Annotated in this window: 14 protein-coding genes; 9 read left to right on the top strand and 5 right to left on the bottom strand. The window is 50.8% G+C overall.

Annotation, left to right across the window (positions count from 1 at the left end; all coding sequences use genetic code 11):
- Positions 1 to 136: 136 nt before the first annotated feature.
- From DFR42_RS21385 to DFR42_RS21405, 5 genes are all read right to left on the bottom strand, one after another.
- A complete protein-coding gene (locus DFR42_RS21385) occupies positions 137 to 1,033 on the bottom strand; it encodes a sulfurtransferase (RefSeq protein WP_211324382.1) in 897 nt (298 codons plus the stop codon).
- 33 nt (positions 1,034 to 1,066) lie between these two features.
- On the bottom strand, positions 1,067 to 1,561 hold the full coding sequence (locus tag DFR42_RS21390; protein WP_110257069.1) for a GNAT family N-acetyltransferase: 495 nt from the start codon (positions 1,559 to 1,561) through the stop codon (positions 1,067 to 1,069).
- Positions 1,562 to 1,592: 31 nt separating this feature from the next.
- Positions 1,593 to 2,411: a LytR/AlgR family response regulator transcription factor gene (locus tag DFR42_RS21395; RefSeq protein ID WP_110257070.1), complete on the bottom strand. Its 819-nt coding sequence runs from the start codon at positions 2,409 to 2,411 to the stop codon at positions 1,593 to 1,595.
- 5 nt (positions 2,412 to 2,416) lie between these two features.
- Positions 2,417 to 3,547, bottom strand: coding sequence for a sensor histidine kinase (locus DFR42_RS21400; RefSeq protein ID WP_110257071.1), 1,131 nt, complete (start codon positions 3,545 to 3,547; stop codon positions 2,417 to 2,419).
- 148 nt (positions 3,548 to 3,695) lie between these two features.
- Positions 3,696 to 4,937 (bottom strand): CaiB/BaiF CoA transferase family protein, encoded by a 1,242-nt coding sequence (locus DFR42_RS21405; protein ID WP_110257072.1) that lies wholly within the window; start codon positions 4,935 to 4,937, stop codon positions 3,696 to 3,698.
- A gap of 50 nt (positions 4,938 to 4,987) precedes the next feature.
- On the opposite strand from DFR42_RS21405, the gene ugpQ reads away from it, so the two are divergent.
- From ugpQ to DFR42_RS21450, 9 genes are all read left to right on the top strand, one after another.
- Positions 4,988 to 5,734, top strand: a complete 747-nt coding sequence (gene ugpQ / locus DFR42_RS21410) for a glycerophosphodiester phosphodiesterase (protein ID WP_110257073.1) — start codon at positions 4,988 to 4,990, stop codon at positions 5,732 to 5,734.
- 151 nt (positions 5,735 to 5,885) lie between these two features.
- Positions 5,886 to 6,206 (top strand): hypothetical protein, encoded by a 321-nt coding sequence (locus tag DFR42_RS21415; RefSeq protein WP_211324383.1) that lies wholly within the window; start codon positions 5,886 to 5,888, stop codon positions 6,204 to 6,206.
- Between the two features lie 331 nt (positions 6,207 to 6,537).
- Positions 6,538 to 9,150, top strand: a complete 2,613-nt coding sequence (alaS, locus tag DFR42_RS21420) for an alanine--tRNA ligase (RefSeq protein ID WP_110257074.1) — start codon at positions 6,538 to 6,540, stop codon at positions 9,148 to 9,150.
- Entirely contained in the window at positions 9,147 to 9,665 is a 519-nt protein-coding gene (locus DFR42_RS21425; RefSeq protein WP_170133619.1) for a GNAT family N-acetyltransferase, read from the top strand. The genes alaS and DFR42_RS21425 overlap by 4 nt, the downstream gene beginning before the upstream one ends.
- Before the next feature lie 7 nt (positions 9,666 to 9,672).
- Entirely contained in the window at positions 9,673 to 10,191 is a 519-nt protein-coding gene (locus DFR42_RS21430; protein WP_110257076.1) for an NUDIX domain-containing protein, read from the top strand.
- Between the two features lie 333 nt (positions 10,192 to 10,524).
- Complete coding sequence (locus tag DFR42_RS21435; RefSeq protein ID WP_110257077.1) at positions 10,525 to 10,752, top strand: sulfurtransferase TusA family protein; 228 nt, start codon at positions 10,525 to 10,527, stop codon at positions 10,750 to 10,752.
- Positions 10,753 to 11,273: 521 nt separating this feature from the next.
- Positions 11,274 to 12,026, top strand: coding sequence for an electron transfer flavoprotein subunit beta/FixA family protein (locus DFR42_RS21440; RefSeq protein ID WP_110257078.1), 753 nt, complete (start codon positions 11,274 to 11,276; stop codon positions 12,024 to 12,026).
- A gap of 88 nt (positions 12,027 to 12,114) precedes the next feature.
- Complete coding sequence (locus DFR42_RS21445; protein WP_110257079.1) at positions 12,115 to 13,044, top strand: electron transfer flavoprotein subunit alpha/FixB family protein; 930 nt, start codon at positions 12,115 to 12,117, stop codon at positions 13,042 to 13,044.
- A gap of 103 nt (positions 13,045 to 13,147) precedes the next feature.
- Positions 13,148 to 14,938 (top strand): acyl-CoA dehydrogenase, encoded by a 1,791-nt coding sequence (locus DFR42_RS21450; RefSeq protein ID WP_110257080.1) that lies wholly within the window; start codon positions 13,148 to 13,150, stop codon positions 14,936 to 14,938.
- Positions 14,939 to 14,942: the final 4 nt, after the last annotated feature.

Raw genomic sequence — 14,942 nt, forward strand, 5'->3', positions numbered from 1 at the left:
CAGGCGCTCTTGTTTATAGAACTAGTGGAAGAATAGACTGATTGAACCTGGTGAAGTTCATTGCGGAAAATAAAAAAAGCATTACTGCTTTAAACAGTAATGCTTTGATCTGAAAGAGTTATCTCAGCAGCTTTGACTATTGAGCAATAGTGGCTTCCGCTTCAGTTGCGCCTGTGGATTCTTTCTTGCAATGCGGGCAAGATTTGCCGGAAATATACCAGGGTGACAATTGCTCACGTGGTGTGACAACGGCACGGCAGGCAAAGCATTGCTTGGTGTCGGTTGCTTCAAGCTGCGGGTTCAGTGCGGTGCGGTAGTCAAATACAAAGCAGTCGCCATGGTAATGATCGCCACCCACTTCTTCAAAGTATTTGAGAATGCCGCCTTCAAGCTGGTAGACGCTGTCGAAGCCAACATTTTGCATATGGATGGCGGCTTTCTCGCAGCGTATGCCACCAGTGCAGAAAGTCACGACGGTCTTGTCATTTAATGCATCGCGATTGGCTTCGATAACAGCCGGGAATTCTGTGAACTTGGCAATGCGATAATCGATGGTGTTGTCAAAGCTGCCAACGTCAACTTCAAAATCATTGCGGGTATCGACCATGACCACGGCTTTACCATTGTCATCATGGCCCTGATCCAGCCAGCGTTTCAGTGTGTGGGCATCCACTGCAGGTGCACGGCCTTCTTCAGGCTTGATCAGCGGCATGCGCATGGTGATGATTTCTGCTTTCAGCTTGACCAATATCTTGGTGAAGGGCTGGTGATCAGAAAAACTCTCCTTGGCGACAACGTCTGCAAAACGCGGGTCCTGATGCAGCCAGTCCATATAGGCATCAATCTCATGGCGCAAACCGGCCAGGAACATATTGATACCTTCAGGCGTCAGCAATACCGTGCCTTTCAGATTCAGTTCCTTGCATTTATCCAGAAATACCTGGCGTTTTTCAGCAGTGTCATCAAAGGTGATGAACTTGTAGGCAGAAATATTGACGTAGGGTTTATCGGGTGTTTGTATTACAGCGGGCATGATGAAATTCAGTAAGTCATTGATTTGGCAGCATTATAAGCGATTTAATCTGGCTTTTGCGACCAACAGCATCTCGATATGGGGAATATCATCTTCCAGATAGATGTCAGAAACCGTCTCAAAACCAAAGCTGCCATAGAATTTTTCAAGGTAAGCCTGGGCACCGATACGGACAGGGGCGCCAGGGTAGAGCGCATGCAAAGCCTTGATGCCATTTGCAATTAGCTGCTTGCCAACACCCGTGCCACGCCATTCCTGGGTACTGATGACACGGCCAAGAGACGCCTCATCAAAGCTGATGCCTGCGGGGACTATGCGCAGGTAAGCCGCCACTTCGCCTTCCGGCGTCCAGGCAGTCAGGTGATGCGACAAAGGGTCTTTGCCATCCACGTCCTGATACACGCAGTTTTGTTCAATGACAAATACAGCAGAACGCGCCTGGTATATTGCATGCAATTGCAAATTGCTTAATTCGGCAAAGCTGGTGCATTGCCATTGCAAATCGTTTAAGTTTTTTGGGTTCGTCATTGGTGCGCAATTTTAATTTTGAGGATATAGCTTACATCTGTCTGAACAAATGCGCATAGACCCGGCTGACTTGCAGCTTGTCTTCACTGCCTTTGAGTTTCAGCGTGATCTTGCCAGTGTCATCCTTGTTGGCGACTTGTATATGCAGGGTGTTGACGACGGTGCTGCGGTGGATTTGCCAGAAGATGCTGTTGTCCAGCTGCGGCAAGAGTTCACGCAGGCTGCTGCGTATCAGGGATGAATGTTCTCTGGTGACGACATTGATGTATTTGTCAGTCGCTTCAAAATACAGTACATCATCGACATTGATCATGCGTATCTGGTTGCCGACGGCGGCGCGGATAATGCGCAGACGTTCTGGTGTCGCCTGGTTGCTGCTATTGCCCCCGGGCAGAGCCTGGCCGGGCACCAGATGGCGCAATTGTTCCAGCACGCGATCCAGCTCATTTGGCCTTTGCACACCATCTGCCAGCCTGGCTTGCAGTCTTTGTACGGTCTTGGCCAGGCGCTCTTCAGTGACGGGTTTCAAGACATAGTCAGAGGCTGAATGTTCAAAGGCTTCTATCGCATATTCATCGTAAGCAGTCACATACACGATCAGTGGAAAGGCTTTGTCGTCCGGCCATTCGTCTGCCAGCTCCTGCGCTACTTCCAGCCCTGTCTTGCCTGGCATTTTAATATCGAGAAAGAGTATATCTGGCTGCTTGTCGAGGGCTTCCTGCACTGCATGTACGCCGTTTTCAACCACTGCACAGAGTTGCAGATCAGGCCAGAGTTTTTCCAGCATTTTTTGCAGGGTTAGCGAGAGTATGGGTTCGTCTTCAGCAATCAGGGCGCGTTTGGCTGTCATGGCGATTATTCTTTGATAGGGATATTGAGATGGGCAATTGCCCCCTCAGGTTGATTGGCTTGCAGGCTCAGGCTGGCTTGTGGTCCATACAGAGCCAGCAGGCGCTCACGGATATTGGCATTGCCTATGTTATTTGCTGCGTTGCTGACATTTTTGCTGTCATCATAATTGAAGGGCAGGCCCAGGCCAGTGTCTATGACTTTCAGGTGTAATTGTGAACCTTGTTTTTCTGCGACGACATGGATGCTGCCACCTTCCATCTTGGGTTCCAGGCCATGCTTGATGGCGTTCTCCACCAGTGGTTGCAGCAGCATCGGCGCTATCGGGGTTTGCTGTAATTCGTCTGGCAAATCCAGGGTGTATTGCAGGCGTTTTCCCATGCGTATTGCCAGCAATTCCAGGTAGGCTTGCATGAGTGTGAATTCCTGTTTGAGCGTGGTTTGCTCAGCGCGGGAAGAGCTTAAAGTATTGCGCAGATAGACAATCAGTTGCGCCAGCATGTGCTGGGCGCGTGGCGGGTCTATCGCGATCAGACCCTGCAGGTTAGCCAGGGTATTGAACAGCATATGTGGTTCTATCTGTGCCTGCAGCATTTGCAACTGCGCTTGCATAGCTTGTTTTTCTATCGCAGCATTTTTGGCTTTTTCTGCTTCGGCAGCGGCCTGTAACTCTGAAATTCTGGCACGGCTCCAGAATGACCAGGCAGCGATAAAGCTGACGATACAAGTCATGGCTATAGAGCTGAGCAGGTATGGTGACTTAATCGCAGTCACATCAGGAACAGGATAGTTGAATGCCAGCGCTGCAATAGACATGCCTACCATTAAAGCCAGTGGTGCCACCACGATACACATGATGTAAAAGCCTATGGTGTTTGGTGTCCCGGCGCCCCAGAACAAACGCTTGAATATCTTGATCAGTAAATAAGCTGAAAAGCCTATGAACATGGAAAACACGATATGCTCAAACAGCTTACCTCGGGCGTGCAGGATATAGTGAACACCAAAGCCACAGGCCAGATTGATGGCAAGCAGGCGTGGCATGTCACCGATAACACCTACCAGGCTCTGATAATGTTCAGACTTTAATTTAGACTGTAAATAAGTCTGTATTTGATGCAAAAATTTGTTGTTCATTTCATCAGTAGTCGGGTATCTTCGTGCTTGCAGCTTAACCTGCCTGCTCTTCCTGCAATAGATAAACAGGACAAAGGCAGTGTTTTTTGTCGTAAAGACCGACAAATCTGGCGTGAGCAAGCCACGCCATAGGATATGAACCAGCTTCTTATATGATGTTTTTGGCCTTCAAGGCTTGCAGTTGTTGCTCGTCGTAACCCAGCACGGCAGCCAGAACGCTCCCGGTATGTTGCCCCAGTAAAGGCGGTGCAGAAGGATAGGTAACGGGCGTGGCCGACAACTTCATCGGGCTGGCCACCAGCTTCACTTGCCCTGCAGTAGGGTGGGGCAGATTGATCTGCATCTGGCGCGCCAGCACTTGCGGGTCTTCAAATACTTCATTGAGGGTATTGATGGGGCCGCAAGGCACACCAGCCTCTTCCAGCAGCCTGATCCATTCCTGCTTGGACTTGCGCCTGACCATGTCTGCCAGTATCGGCACCAGCACATCCCTGTGCTCAACCCGTTTTGGGTTGGTGCTGAAACGCGGGTCATCTGCCAGCTCAGGCAAGCCACCTATCTGCACGAATTTTTTATACTGGCCATCATTACCTGCGGCCACAATGATATGACCATCTGCCGTCGCAAAGGTTTGGTAAGGCACGATATTTGGATGGGCATTGCCCCAGCGCTTGGGCGCATTGCCACTGGCCAGGTAATTCATATTCATATTGGCCAGCATGGATACTTGTACATCCAGCAGCGCCATGTCGATGTACTGGCCTTCGCCTGTCCTGTCCCTGTGCGTCAGCGCAGCCATGACGGCGATGGTGGAATACATGCCTGTCATCAGGTCAGCAATTGCCACACCGGCTTTTTGCGGGCCGCCACCAGGCAAGTCATCACGTTCACCCGTCAGCGACATGAAGCCGCCCATGCCTTGCACAATAAAATCATAACCAGCACGGTGGGCATAAGGGCCATCCTGGCCAAAGCCGGTGATCGAGCAATACACCAGATCAGGCTTGACGAGTTTCAGGGATTCATAATCCAGACCATATTTTTTTAACTGACCAACCTTGTAGTTTTCCAGCACCACATCAGATTTTGCTGCCAACTCACGGATGATTTGCTGGCCTTCAGGCGTGGCGATATCTACCGTGATGGCTTGCTTGCCACGGTTAGCCGCCAGGTAATAAGCTGCCTCCGTCGTGTTGTTGCCTTCTGCATCGCGCAAATAAGGTGGGCCCCAGCTGCGGGTATCGTCGCCGCTGCCTGGCCGCTCAACCTTGATGACTTCTGCTCCCAGGTCGGCCAGGTTTTGTGCGCACCAGGGGCCTGCCAGTACCCGCGTCAAGTCCAGCACACGGATATGGCCAAGAGCAGTTTTTTGTAGCGACGATGTCGGCATCTTCGATTATCCTATTAATATTATATTTATCTACTTGTACGGAGCGCATCATGTGGCCCTATCCTAAAGTCATCGCCCACCGTGGTGGTGGAACTCTTGCGCCAGAAAATACCCTGGCAGCGATGCGCTGTGGATGGGAGCACGGCTTTGCCGCCGTGGAATTTGATGTCATGTTATCAAAGGATGGCGTCCCTGTGCTCATGCATGACCCTGAATTTGGCAGAACCGTGCCTGGCAGTGGTAGCGTGGCTGACACTTTGGCGACAGATTTGCAGGCGATGGATGCAGGAAAGTGGTTCGCAGATAGCTTCAAGGGAGAGCCAGTCCCCCTGTATGCGGAAGTTGTGCGTTTTTGCCGCCAGCATGGCATCTGGATGAATGTGGAAATCAAACCGTCCCCAGGTACCGAAGAAGAAACCGGGCGGGTAGTGGCAGAACAGACGCAAACCCTGTTTGCCGATGTTGCTGTAGTCGATGCCTTGCATCTGCCGCTGTTTTCTTCGTTTTCATTTGCCGCTTTGATGGCAGCCAAACATGCTGCGCCCACCATACCACGCGGTTTTTTGGTGGATAAAGTCACACCCGACTGGAAAGCGCGCCTGCAGGAGTTGGCAGCCAAAGCCTTGCATACCAATCATAAATATCTGACACCTGAGCAGGTGAGGGAAGTCAAGGATGCTGGTTATGGTGTGTTTTGCTACACAGTCAATACGCCTGAGAGAGCAGCAGAAATCCTGCATTGGGGAGTCGATGCATTTTGCACTGACAGGATAGACCTGATACCGGCAGATTTTTAAAAATTCCTTCAGGAAAATATGGTTACGAGTGCTTACACCGATTACATTTTCCTTGTCATCAAAAGAAATTCCGACTTCGTTAATGGCGCATGGGCAGTTTGCTCATCCTGACAAGCCGATGTACACCGATTCTTCTTTTAAAGGAAAAACCATGAAATCCATCAAATTTGCTGCTGCCCTCGTCGCTACCCTGATCGCTGGTTCGGTTTTTGCACAGACCAATACTCCGAATATCGACAAGCGCCAGGAAGTGCAGCAAAAGCGCATTGCCAAAGGTATGGAGAGCGGTGCATTGACCGCAAAAGAATCTGCCAATCTGGAAAAGCGCGAAGCCAAAATAGAAGCCGACAAGCAAGTCGCCAAAGCCGACGGCGTTGTCACCAAGGCAGAGCGCGCCAAGCTTGAGCATGAAGAAAACCGTGCCAGCAAGAAAATCCGTAATAAAAAACACAATGCCAATGTTGCTGGTTAAGCTGGAACATATCTAAAGCAAGCCGCCAGTTACCGCTGGCGGTTTTCTTTTTGTAAAAAGATAATCACAATTTTTGCGTATCACTACCCTTATCGCTGCTGGTGATGACGATAAAACAACGATAAATTGAAGGAAATATAAACAGTTTTCTTCCTGTTTTTCTCTGTGTCTCTGTGCCTCTGTGTTGAGAGGTCTTCTGTTTTTAACAAGGTTTTTCAACAAACTTGCTTGTCTGTCACCAGGCACCATAGATAATGTGCTGAATTTATACCGTATAATCGGCAGTTACCACCATTAATTACACCCATTTTTCAGCTTAGAACCATCATTTATGAACTCGTCAGAAATCCGCGATAAATTCCTTAGCTTTTTCGAATCCAAGGGCCATACCCGTGTGCGCTCTTCCAGCCTGATACCCGGCAATGATCCTACCCTGCTGTTCACCAACTCCGGTATGGTGCAGTTCAAGGACGTGTTCCTCGGCCAGGACAAACGTGCCTACACCCGTGCCACGACAGCGCAACGCAGCGTACGTGCCGGCGGTAAACATAATGATCTGGAAAATGTGGGTTACACCGCGCGTCACCACACTTTCTTTGAAATGCTGGGCAATTTCTCTTTCGGCGATTACTTCAAGAAAGATGCGATTCACTACGCCTGGGAATTGCTGACCACAGTCTACGGCTTGCCAAAAGACAAGCTGACCGTCACCGTCTATCAGGAAGATGACGAAGCTTACGATATCTGGAAAAACGAAATCGGCGTGCCGGTAGAGCGCATAATCCGCATCGGCGACAACAAGGGCGCGCGTTACGCATCCGACAATTTCTGGCAAATGGCTGACACTGGCCCTTGCGGCCCTTGTACCGAGATTTTCTATGACCACGGTCCGGAAATCTGGGGCGGCCCTCCAGGTTCGCCAGATGAAGACGGCGACCGTTTCATCGAAATCTGGAACCTGGTGTTCATGCAGTTCAATAAAGATGAAGCAGGTGTCCTGAACCCTCTGCCTAAACCATGCGTGGATACCGGCATGGGCCTGGAGCGTCTGTCTGCGGTCTTGCAGCATGTGCATTCCAACTATGAAATCGATACTTTCCAAAACCTGATCAAGGCAGCTGCGCGTGAAACCGGCTGTACGGATCTGGAAAACAATTCACTGCGCGTGATTGCCGATCATATCCGCTGTGCAGGCTTCCTGATTGTTGACGGCATCATCCCTGGTAATGAAGGCCGTGGCTATGTGCTGCGTCGCATTACCCGTCGTGCCTTGCGTCATGGTCACAAGCTGGGACAAAGCCAGCCTTTCTTCTACAAGCTGGTGCCTGATCTGGTTAAGGAAATGGGAGTTGCCTATCCTGAGCTGGCCGAAGCGGCTGAGCGTGTTGCTCAAGTATTGAAGCAGGAAGAAGAGCGCTTCGGTGAAACGCTGGAACACGGCATGAAGATTTTGGAAGCCGCGCTTGCCAAAGACAGCAAAAATCTGGATGGCAGAACAGCTTTCACTTTGTATGATACCTATGGCTTCCCGCTGGACCTGACAGCAGATATTTGCCGTGAGCGCGAGGTTGTCCTGGATGAAGCTGGTTTTAACGTAGCGATGGAAGAGCAGCGCACGAATTCACGCGAAGGCGGCAAATTCAAGATGGCTGCTGCAATGGAATACAGCGGCGACAAAACCAAATTCGTTGGCTACGATCAATTGCAACACGAAGCCAAGGTTGTTGCATTGTATGTCGATGGCAGCGCCGTCAATGAAATCAAGGCTGGCCAGCAAGCTGTAGTCGTGCTCGACACTACACCTTTCTATGCTGAATCAGGCGGTCAGGCTGGCGATTCCGGTGTACTGGTGACAGCGGATGGTACGGTGTTTGAAGTGAGTGACACGCTGAAAGTACAAGCCGATGTATTCGGTCATCACGGCGTACTGAAATCCGGCAGCCTGAGCCTGGCACAAAGCCTCAAAGCGGAAGTGAATGCAGAAATCCGTGCACAAACCATGCGCAATCACTCCGCCACGCATCTGATGCACAAGGCCTTGCGTGAAGTATTGGGCAGCCATGTCGCACAAAAAGGTTCTCTGGTTGATGTGGAAAAAACCCGCTTCGACTTTAGCCACAATGGCCCTATGACTGCCGATGAAATTCGTCAGGTAGAAACCATCGTCAACCGTGAAATTCTGGCTAACGCCGCAACCCAGGCGCAAGTCATGGGCTATGACGACGCGGTCAAGCATGGTGCGATGGCACTGTTCGGCGAGAAATATGGCGATGAAGTGCGCGTGCTCGACATCGGTACTTCGCGCGAGCTGTGCGGTGGTACTCACGTATCCCGTACTGGTGATATCGGCCTGTTCAAGATCGTGGCTGAAGGCGGTGTGGCTGCCGGTATCCGTCGTGTAGAAGCCGTGACTGGTGAAGTTGCACTGGCACTGGTACAAAACCTGAATAGCCGTATCAATGAAGCTGCCGCTGCCCTGAAAACCCAGCCAGAAGAATTGACGCTGCGTATCGGCCAGGTGCAGGATCATGTCAAGGCTTTGGAAAAAGAACTGGCAACACTGAAATCAAAAATGGCTTCCAGCCAGGGCGATGATCTGGTGAACCAGGCTGTGGATGTCAAAGGCATCAAGGTACTGGCAGCAACGCTGGACGGCGCTGATGTGACAGCCCTGCGCGAAACCATGGACAAGCTCAAGGACAAGCTGAAAACAGCCGCCATCGTGCTGGCCGCGGTCAATGATGGCAAGGTCAGCCTGATTGCTGGTGTGACGGCAGACAGCACCTCCAAAGTCAAGGCGGGTGATCTGGTCAATTTCGTGGCGCAGCAAGTTGGCGGCAAAGGTGGTGGCCGTCCTGACATGGCGCAAGCGGGTGGTACTGATGCCAGTGGCCTGGCAAAAGCCTTGGAGGGTGTGACTGAATGGGTAACTTCACGTCTATGATACACATACGTCGCGCTGAAATTTCAGATGCGGCACAACTGCAACGGGTGTTCGCTAGTGGCGGCACCTATGCAGGTACTTTGCAATTGCCTCATCCAACAACAGAGATATGGCAAGAGCGGCTGGAAAAGACTGACCCCAATGATACCCGCCTGGTTGCCATCTATGATGGTGTGGTGGTGGGTATGGCCAGCCTGCATATGGAAAAAAAGCAAAGACGTAGCCACGTTGCCTCGCTAGGCATGGGCGTGGCCGACTCTTTTTCCGGACGCGGCATAGGCACTGCGCTGTTGACCGAGTTACTGAATCTATCAGATAACTGGCTCAATCTTCTGCGCATAGAATTGACAGTGTTTTGCGATAACACTGCCGCCATCCATCTGTATAAAAAATTTGGCTTTGAAAAAGAAGGCACCATGCGTGCCTATGCTTTTCGCAATGGTCAGTATGTCGACAGTTATGCCATGGCGCGCCTGCACCCCAGGCAGGCCATGATACCGCTGAGGGAATTCTGAGGTCAGTATGGAATTAAAGTTTTGCCCGGTATGTGCAACATCTCTGATAGAACGTCCCGATGAACAGGAAGCCGGCAAGCTCAGGCTGGCCTGCCCTGAAGGCCACTGGACCCATTGGGACAATCCCCTTCCTGTGCTGGCTGCCCTGGTCGAATTTGAAGACAAAATACTGCTGGCCCGCAATGCAGCATGGCCAGAAAATACCTTTGCCCTCATCACCGGCTTCATGGAGCGCGGCGAAACCCCCGAGCAGGGCGTGGCGCGTGAACTCAAGGAAGAAACCAATCTCGATGCGGATGAAGTGACACTGATAGGTGTCTATGAATTCATTCGTAAGAATGAGCTCATCATTGCCTATCACGTCAAGGCATCGGGCACAGTCAGCCTCTCGCCAGAATTGCTGGAATACCGCCTCATAGAACCTGAAAAACTCCGGCCCTGGAATGCCGGTACCGGTCACGCCATGGCAGACTGGATGCGCAAGCGTGGCCTGGAGCCGGTTTATAGGGAATGGGAAAGCAAGTAAGCATTTTTTTGCAATGCAAACAAGGCTTGCAGTTTAGGAAAAGAATGAGTGCCTGATTCATGCTGCAATGCAATTAAAAGGCAGTTTTACAATTGTTTTGATGAAATATCTGGATTTAGTAAGTCAACAGTAAGTTTAGTGACTAAGATGAGAGCAGTGGCTATAAAAGAATAATTCCTGGATTTGCACTATTTCAGTGCAGAAACTTTCTAAAATAATTGCTCTTTTGTTGTTAGTCTGCTGCGACGCACCATACGAATGAAAATTCCGGTAGAATTGGTGCATTAATTGTAGAGCGTATGTGCTTACTCAATTTGTATTACTGGGAAAATCATGCAATTCAATAAAGAACTGGATGCACGCGGACTGAACTGTCCTCTTCCAATTTTAAAGACCAAGAAGGCGCTGGCCGAAATGCTCACTGGTGAAGTGTTGCATGTGCTGGCGACTGACCCTGGTTCGGTAAGGGACTTCAAGGCCTTTTCCAAGCAAACCGGCAATGAGCTGTTGTCGCATCAGGAAAACAGCAAAGAGTTTGAGTACTTCATCAAACGCAAATAAGCCAGATAGTTTGTTCAGCCTGCTTACCCGCCGGCAAAGCAGCGCAAGAAAACCCGCACTCTGTTGCGGGTTTTTTCGTTTCTGTATTTTAGTTTCTCTTTAATTTTCCCAAAAATTGCGATTTATCTTCGATTTAATATGGTTTGAATTGGCTTCGTATGCATGCTGTGCCATATTGGATTAGGCATTCTGCTCTAGTGGCAAAGTGGATTAAAAAGAACGCTCGTGCTAAATTGTGCAAAATCTTGATGTTTTCGTTTTATAATCAATAGAATTTACGTATACGTCAATTTGCAGGTGCGAAAGCGCAGTAATATTAGAGTCTTCGTGCGGGTCTTATTGAGTACCAGACCTGTGAGGTCCTGCTCAATGCAGAAGTCCGGCAGGCTTTCTTACTCGCAAGCAAAGTGATGGAACGTCAGGCAGCAAATTTTCAGTATCAAGCTTTAAAATTCGTAGCAAGTTTCGTATAAATCGGTATTAAATTCGGTATTCCCCAATTAGCTCATAAAGGCAGAACTATGAAAGTCCTGGTACCAGTCAAACGCGTCGTCGATTACAACGTCAAAGTACGTGTTAAATCTGATGGCTCTGGCGTTGATATCGCCAACGTCAAAATGTCCATGAACCCATTTGATGAAATCGCTGTTGAAGAAGCGACCCGCCTGAAAGAAGCTGGCGTCGTGACTGAAGTCATCGCTGTCTCTTGTGGCGTAGTGCAATGCCAGGAAACCCTGCGTACTGCCATGGCGATTGGTGCTGACCGCGGCATCCTGGTCGAAAGCGATGCAGAACTGCAACCGCTGGCAGTAGCCAAATTGCTCAAGGCACTGGCTGACAAAGAGCAACCACAACTGATCATCCTCGGCAAACAGGCGATTGATGATGACAGCAACCAGACTGGCCAGATGCTGGCAGCCCTGCTGGGCTGGCCACAAGCGACTTTCGCTTCCAAAGTTACCGTTGCTGACGGTAAAGCTACGGTAACTCGTGAAGTAGACGGCGGCTTGGAAACACTGTCCCTGACACTGCCAGCCATCATCACGACAGACTTGCGTTTGAATGAGCCACGTTATGTGACTTTGCCTAACATCATGAAGGCCAAGAAAAAACAACTGGACAATGTCAAGCCAGCAGACCTGGGTGTGGACGTTGCTTCCCGCGTCAAGACTCTGAAAGTCACTGAGCCACCAAAACGCAGCGCCGGTATCAAAGTACCTGACGTAGCAACCCTGGTTGCCAAGCTGCGCAATGAAGCCAAGGTTATTGGCTGATAGTTTTCAGCTTTCATAAAGACAGAATTTAAGAATAATTTTTGTTGCCGGGATATTGATCCTGACAACACATCAAGTGGAAAACATCATGACTACACTCGTCATCGCTGAACACGACAACGCTGGCCTCAAGGGCAGCACATTGAACACTGTTACTGCTGCTGCACAATGCGGCGCAGATGTACACGTACTTGTTGCTGGCCACAATGCTGGCGCAGCAGCACAGGCTGCCGCTCAAATCGCTGGCGTCAGTAAAGTATTGCATGCAGATGCAGCGCATTTTGCTGATGGCCTGGCAGAAAACATTGCTGAGCAAGTACTGGCAATTGCATCTGGCTACAGCCATATCCTGGCACCGGCAACTGCTTACGGCAAAAACATTTTGCCACGCGTTGCTGCCAAGCTCGACGTATCGCAAATCTCTGAAATCACCAAGGTAGACAGTCCTGACACTTTCGAGCGTCCTATCTACGCCGGTAACGCCATCGCTACCGTACAATCGACAGACGCCATCAAGGTCATCACTGTGCGTACAACAGGTTTTGATGCTGCTGCTACTGGTGGTTCTGCTGCTTTGGAAACTGTTACTGCAGTTGCTGACTCTGGCAAATCTGCATTTGTTTCCCGCGAAGTAGCCAAGTCTGACCGTCCTGAACTGACAGCTGCGAAAGTCATTGTTTCTGGTGGCCGTGGCATGGGTTCTGGCGACAACTTCAAAATTCTGGAGCCACTGGCTGACAAGCTGGGTGCTGCCATGGGTGCTTCCCGTGCTGCGGTGGATGCAGGCTTTGTACCGAATGACTGGCAAGTTGGCCAGACCGGCAAGATCGTTGCTCCGCAACTGTATATCGCCGTCGGTATCTCTGGCGCGATCCAGCATCTGGCCGGTATGAAAGATTCCAAAGTCATCGTGGCGATTAACAAAGATCCAGAAGCACCGATTTTCTCGGTCGCTGACTATGGCATCGTTGGCGATCTGTTTGATATCGTTCCACAACTGGTAGCTGAATTAGGTTAATTTTTTTGGCCGCTGCGGCGGCCTGACGGGGCAGGTAAGCGGTTTATCGCATTATTCAGGCGATCTTCCTGACCTGCCCCTTTTTCTTTTTTGGGATACAAAAATGAGCTATGTTGCCCCTGTCAAGGACATGCTGTTCCTCATCAACGAACTGGCTGGTCTGGCGGAAGTCAATGCCTTGCCTGGCTGTGAAGATGCAACGGCAGAAACGGTAGAAGCTGTGCTGGAAGAAAACGCCAAGTTTGCTGGCGAAGTGGTTGCCCCTTTGAACTTCCCGGGTGACCTGGCACCAAGCTATTGGAAAGACGGCGAAGTCTTCACCAGCAAGGGTTTTAAAGAAGCCTTCAAGATGTTTGGTGAGGCAGGCTGGCAGGGTGTGCAGCATCCGCAAGAATTTGGCGGCCAGGGCTTGCCCAAGCTGGTGGCAACGCCATGCATAGAAATGCTCAATGCAGCCAGCATCTCGTTTGCCCTGTGCCCGTTGCTGACTGATGGCGCGATTGAAGCCCTGCTGACTGCTGGCAGCGACGAACAAAAAGCCATCTATCTGGAAAACCTGATTTCTGGTAAATGGACAGGCACCATGAACCTGACCGAACCACAAGCTGGTTCTGACCTGGCGATGGTGCGCAGCCGTGCCGTGCCTCAAGGCGATGGTACTTTTAAAGTCTACGGTACCAAGATTTTCATCACCTATGGTGAGCACGATATGGCAGAAAATATCGTCCACCTGGTGCTGGCACGTACACCTGATGCACCAGAAGGCGTCAAAGGTATTTCCCTGTTCATCGTTCCCAAGTTTTTGGTGAATGCCGATGGCAGCCTGGGTGCACGCAATGACGCACACTGCGTATCGATAGAACACAAGCTGGGGATCAAGGCCAGCCCGACCGCTGTACTGCAATTTGGTGACAACGGTGGCGCGATAGGCACACTGGTTGGCGAAGAAAACCGCGGCCTCGAATACATGTTCATCATGATGAATGCGGCCCGCTTTGGCGTTGGCATGCAAGGCATAGGCGTGGCAGAACGCGCTTACCAAAAGGCAGTGCAATACGCCAAAGACCGCGTGCAGTCGCGTGACCTGGCTGGCTCTGCTGGCCCGGTTGCCATCATCAATCATCCTGACGTACGCCGCATGCTGATGTCCATGCGTGCCCAGACTGAGGGCGCGCGTGCGCTGGCCTACGTTGCTGCCGGTATCAGTGACTTTGCCCATCATCATGCCGATGCAGCGGTGCGCAAGGCCAACCAGGCCAAGTATGAATATCTGGTGCCTATCGTCAAAGGCTGGTCGACAGAAATGTCGCTGGATGTCACATCGACTGGTGTGCAGGTCCACGGCGGCATGGGCTTCATCGAAGAAACTGGCGCGGCACAACACTACCGCGATGCCAAGATTCTGACCATCTATGAAGGTACTACAGCCATCCAGGCGAATGACCTGGTAGGCCGTAAAACTTCACGCGATGGCGGCGCTACTGCAAAAGCATTCATCGCTGACATGCGCGCAACAGAAGCACAATTGACGGCAATTGGTTCTGTCGACATGCTGGCGATACAGCGCCAACTGGCAGCAGGTACTGCAGCGCTGGAAGACGTGGTTGATTATGTCGTCACTAACTTCAAGCAAGACATCAAGGGCGTGTTTGCCGGCAGTGTCCTGTACCTGAAACTGGCGGGCATCGTTTTCGGTGGCTGGCAAATGGCACGTGCTGCCATCATCGCCCAGCAAAAACTGGATGCAGGCGAGGGTGATGCAGCCTTCCTGAAAGCCAAGATCGCGACTGCACGTTACTTTGCTGACCACATCCTGTCGGCAGCTCAAGGCCTGCGTTCTGCTATCGTTGAAGGTAGTGCCGGCGTCATGGCTCTGGCGGAAGATCAGTTCTGATTAT

Origin of the sequence: Undibacterium pigrum, from assembly GCF_003201815.1 — a bacterium.
Taxonomy (GTDB): Bacteria; Pseudomonadota; Gammaproteobacteria; order Burkholderiales; family Burkholderiaceae_D; genus Undibacterium; species Undibacterium pigrum.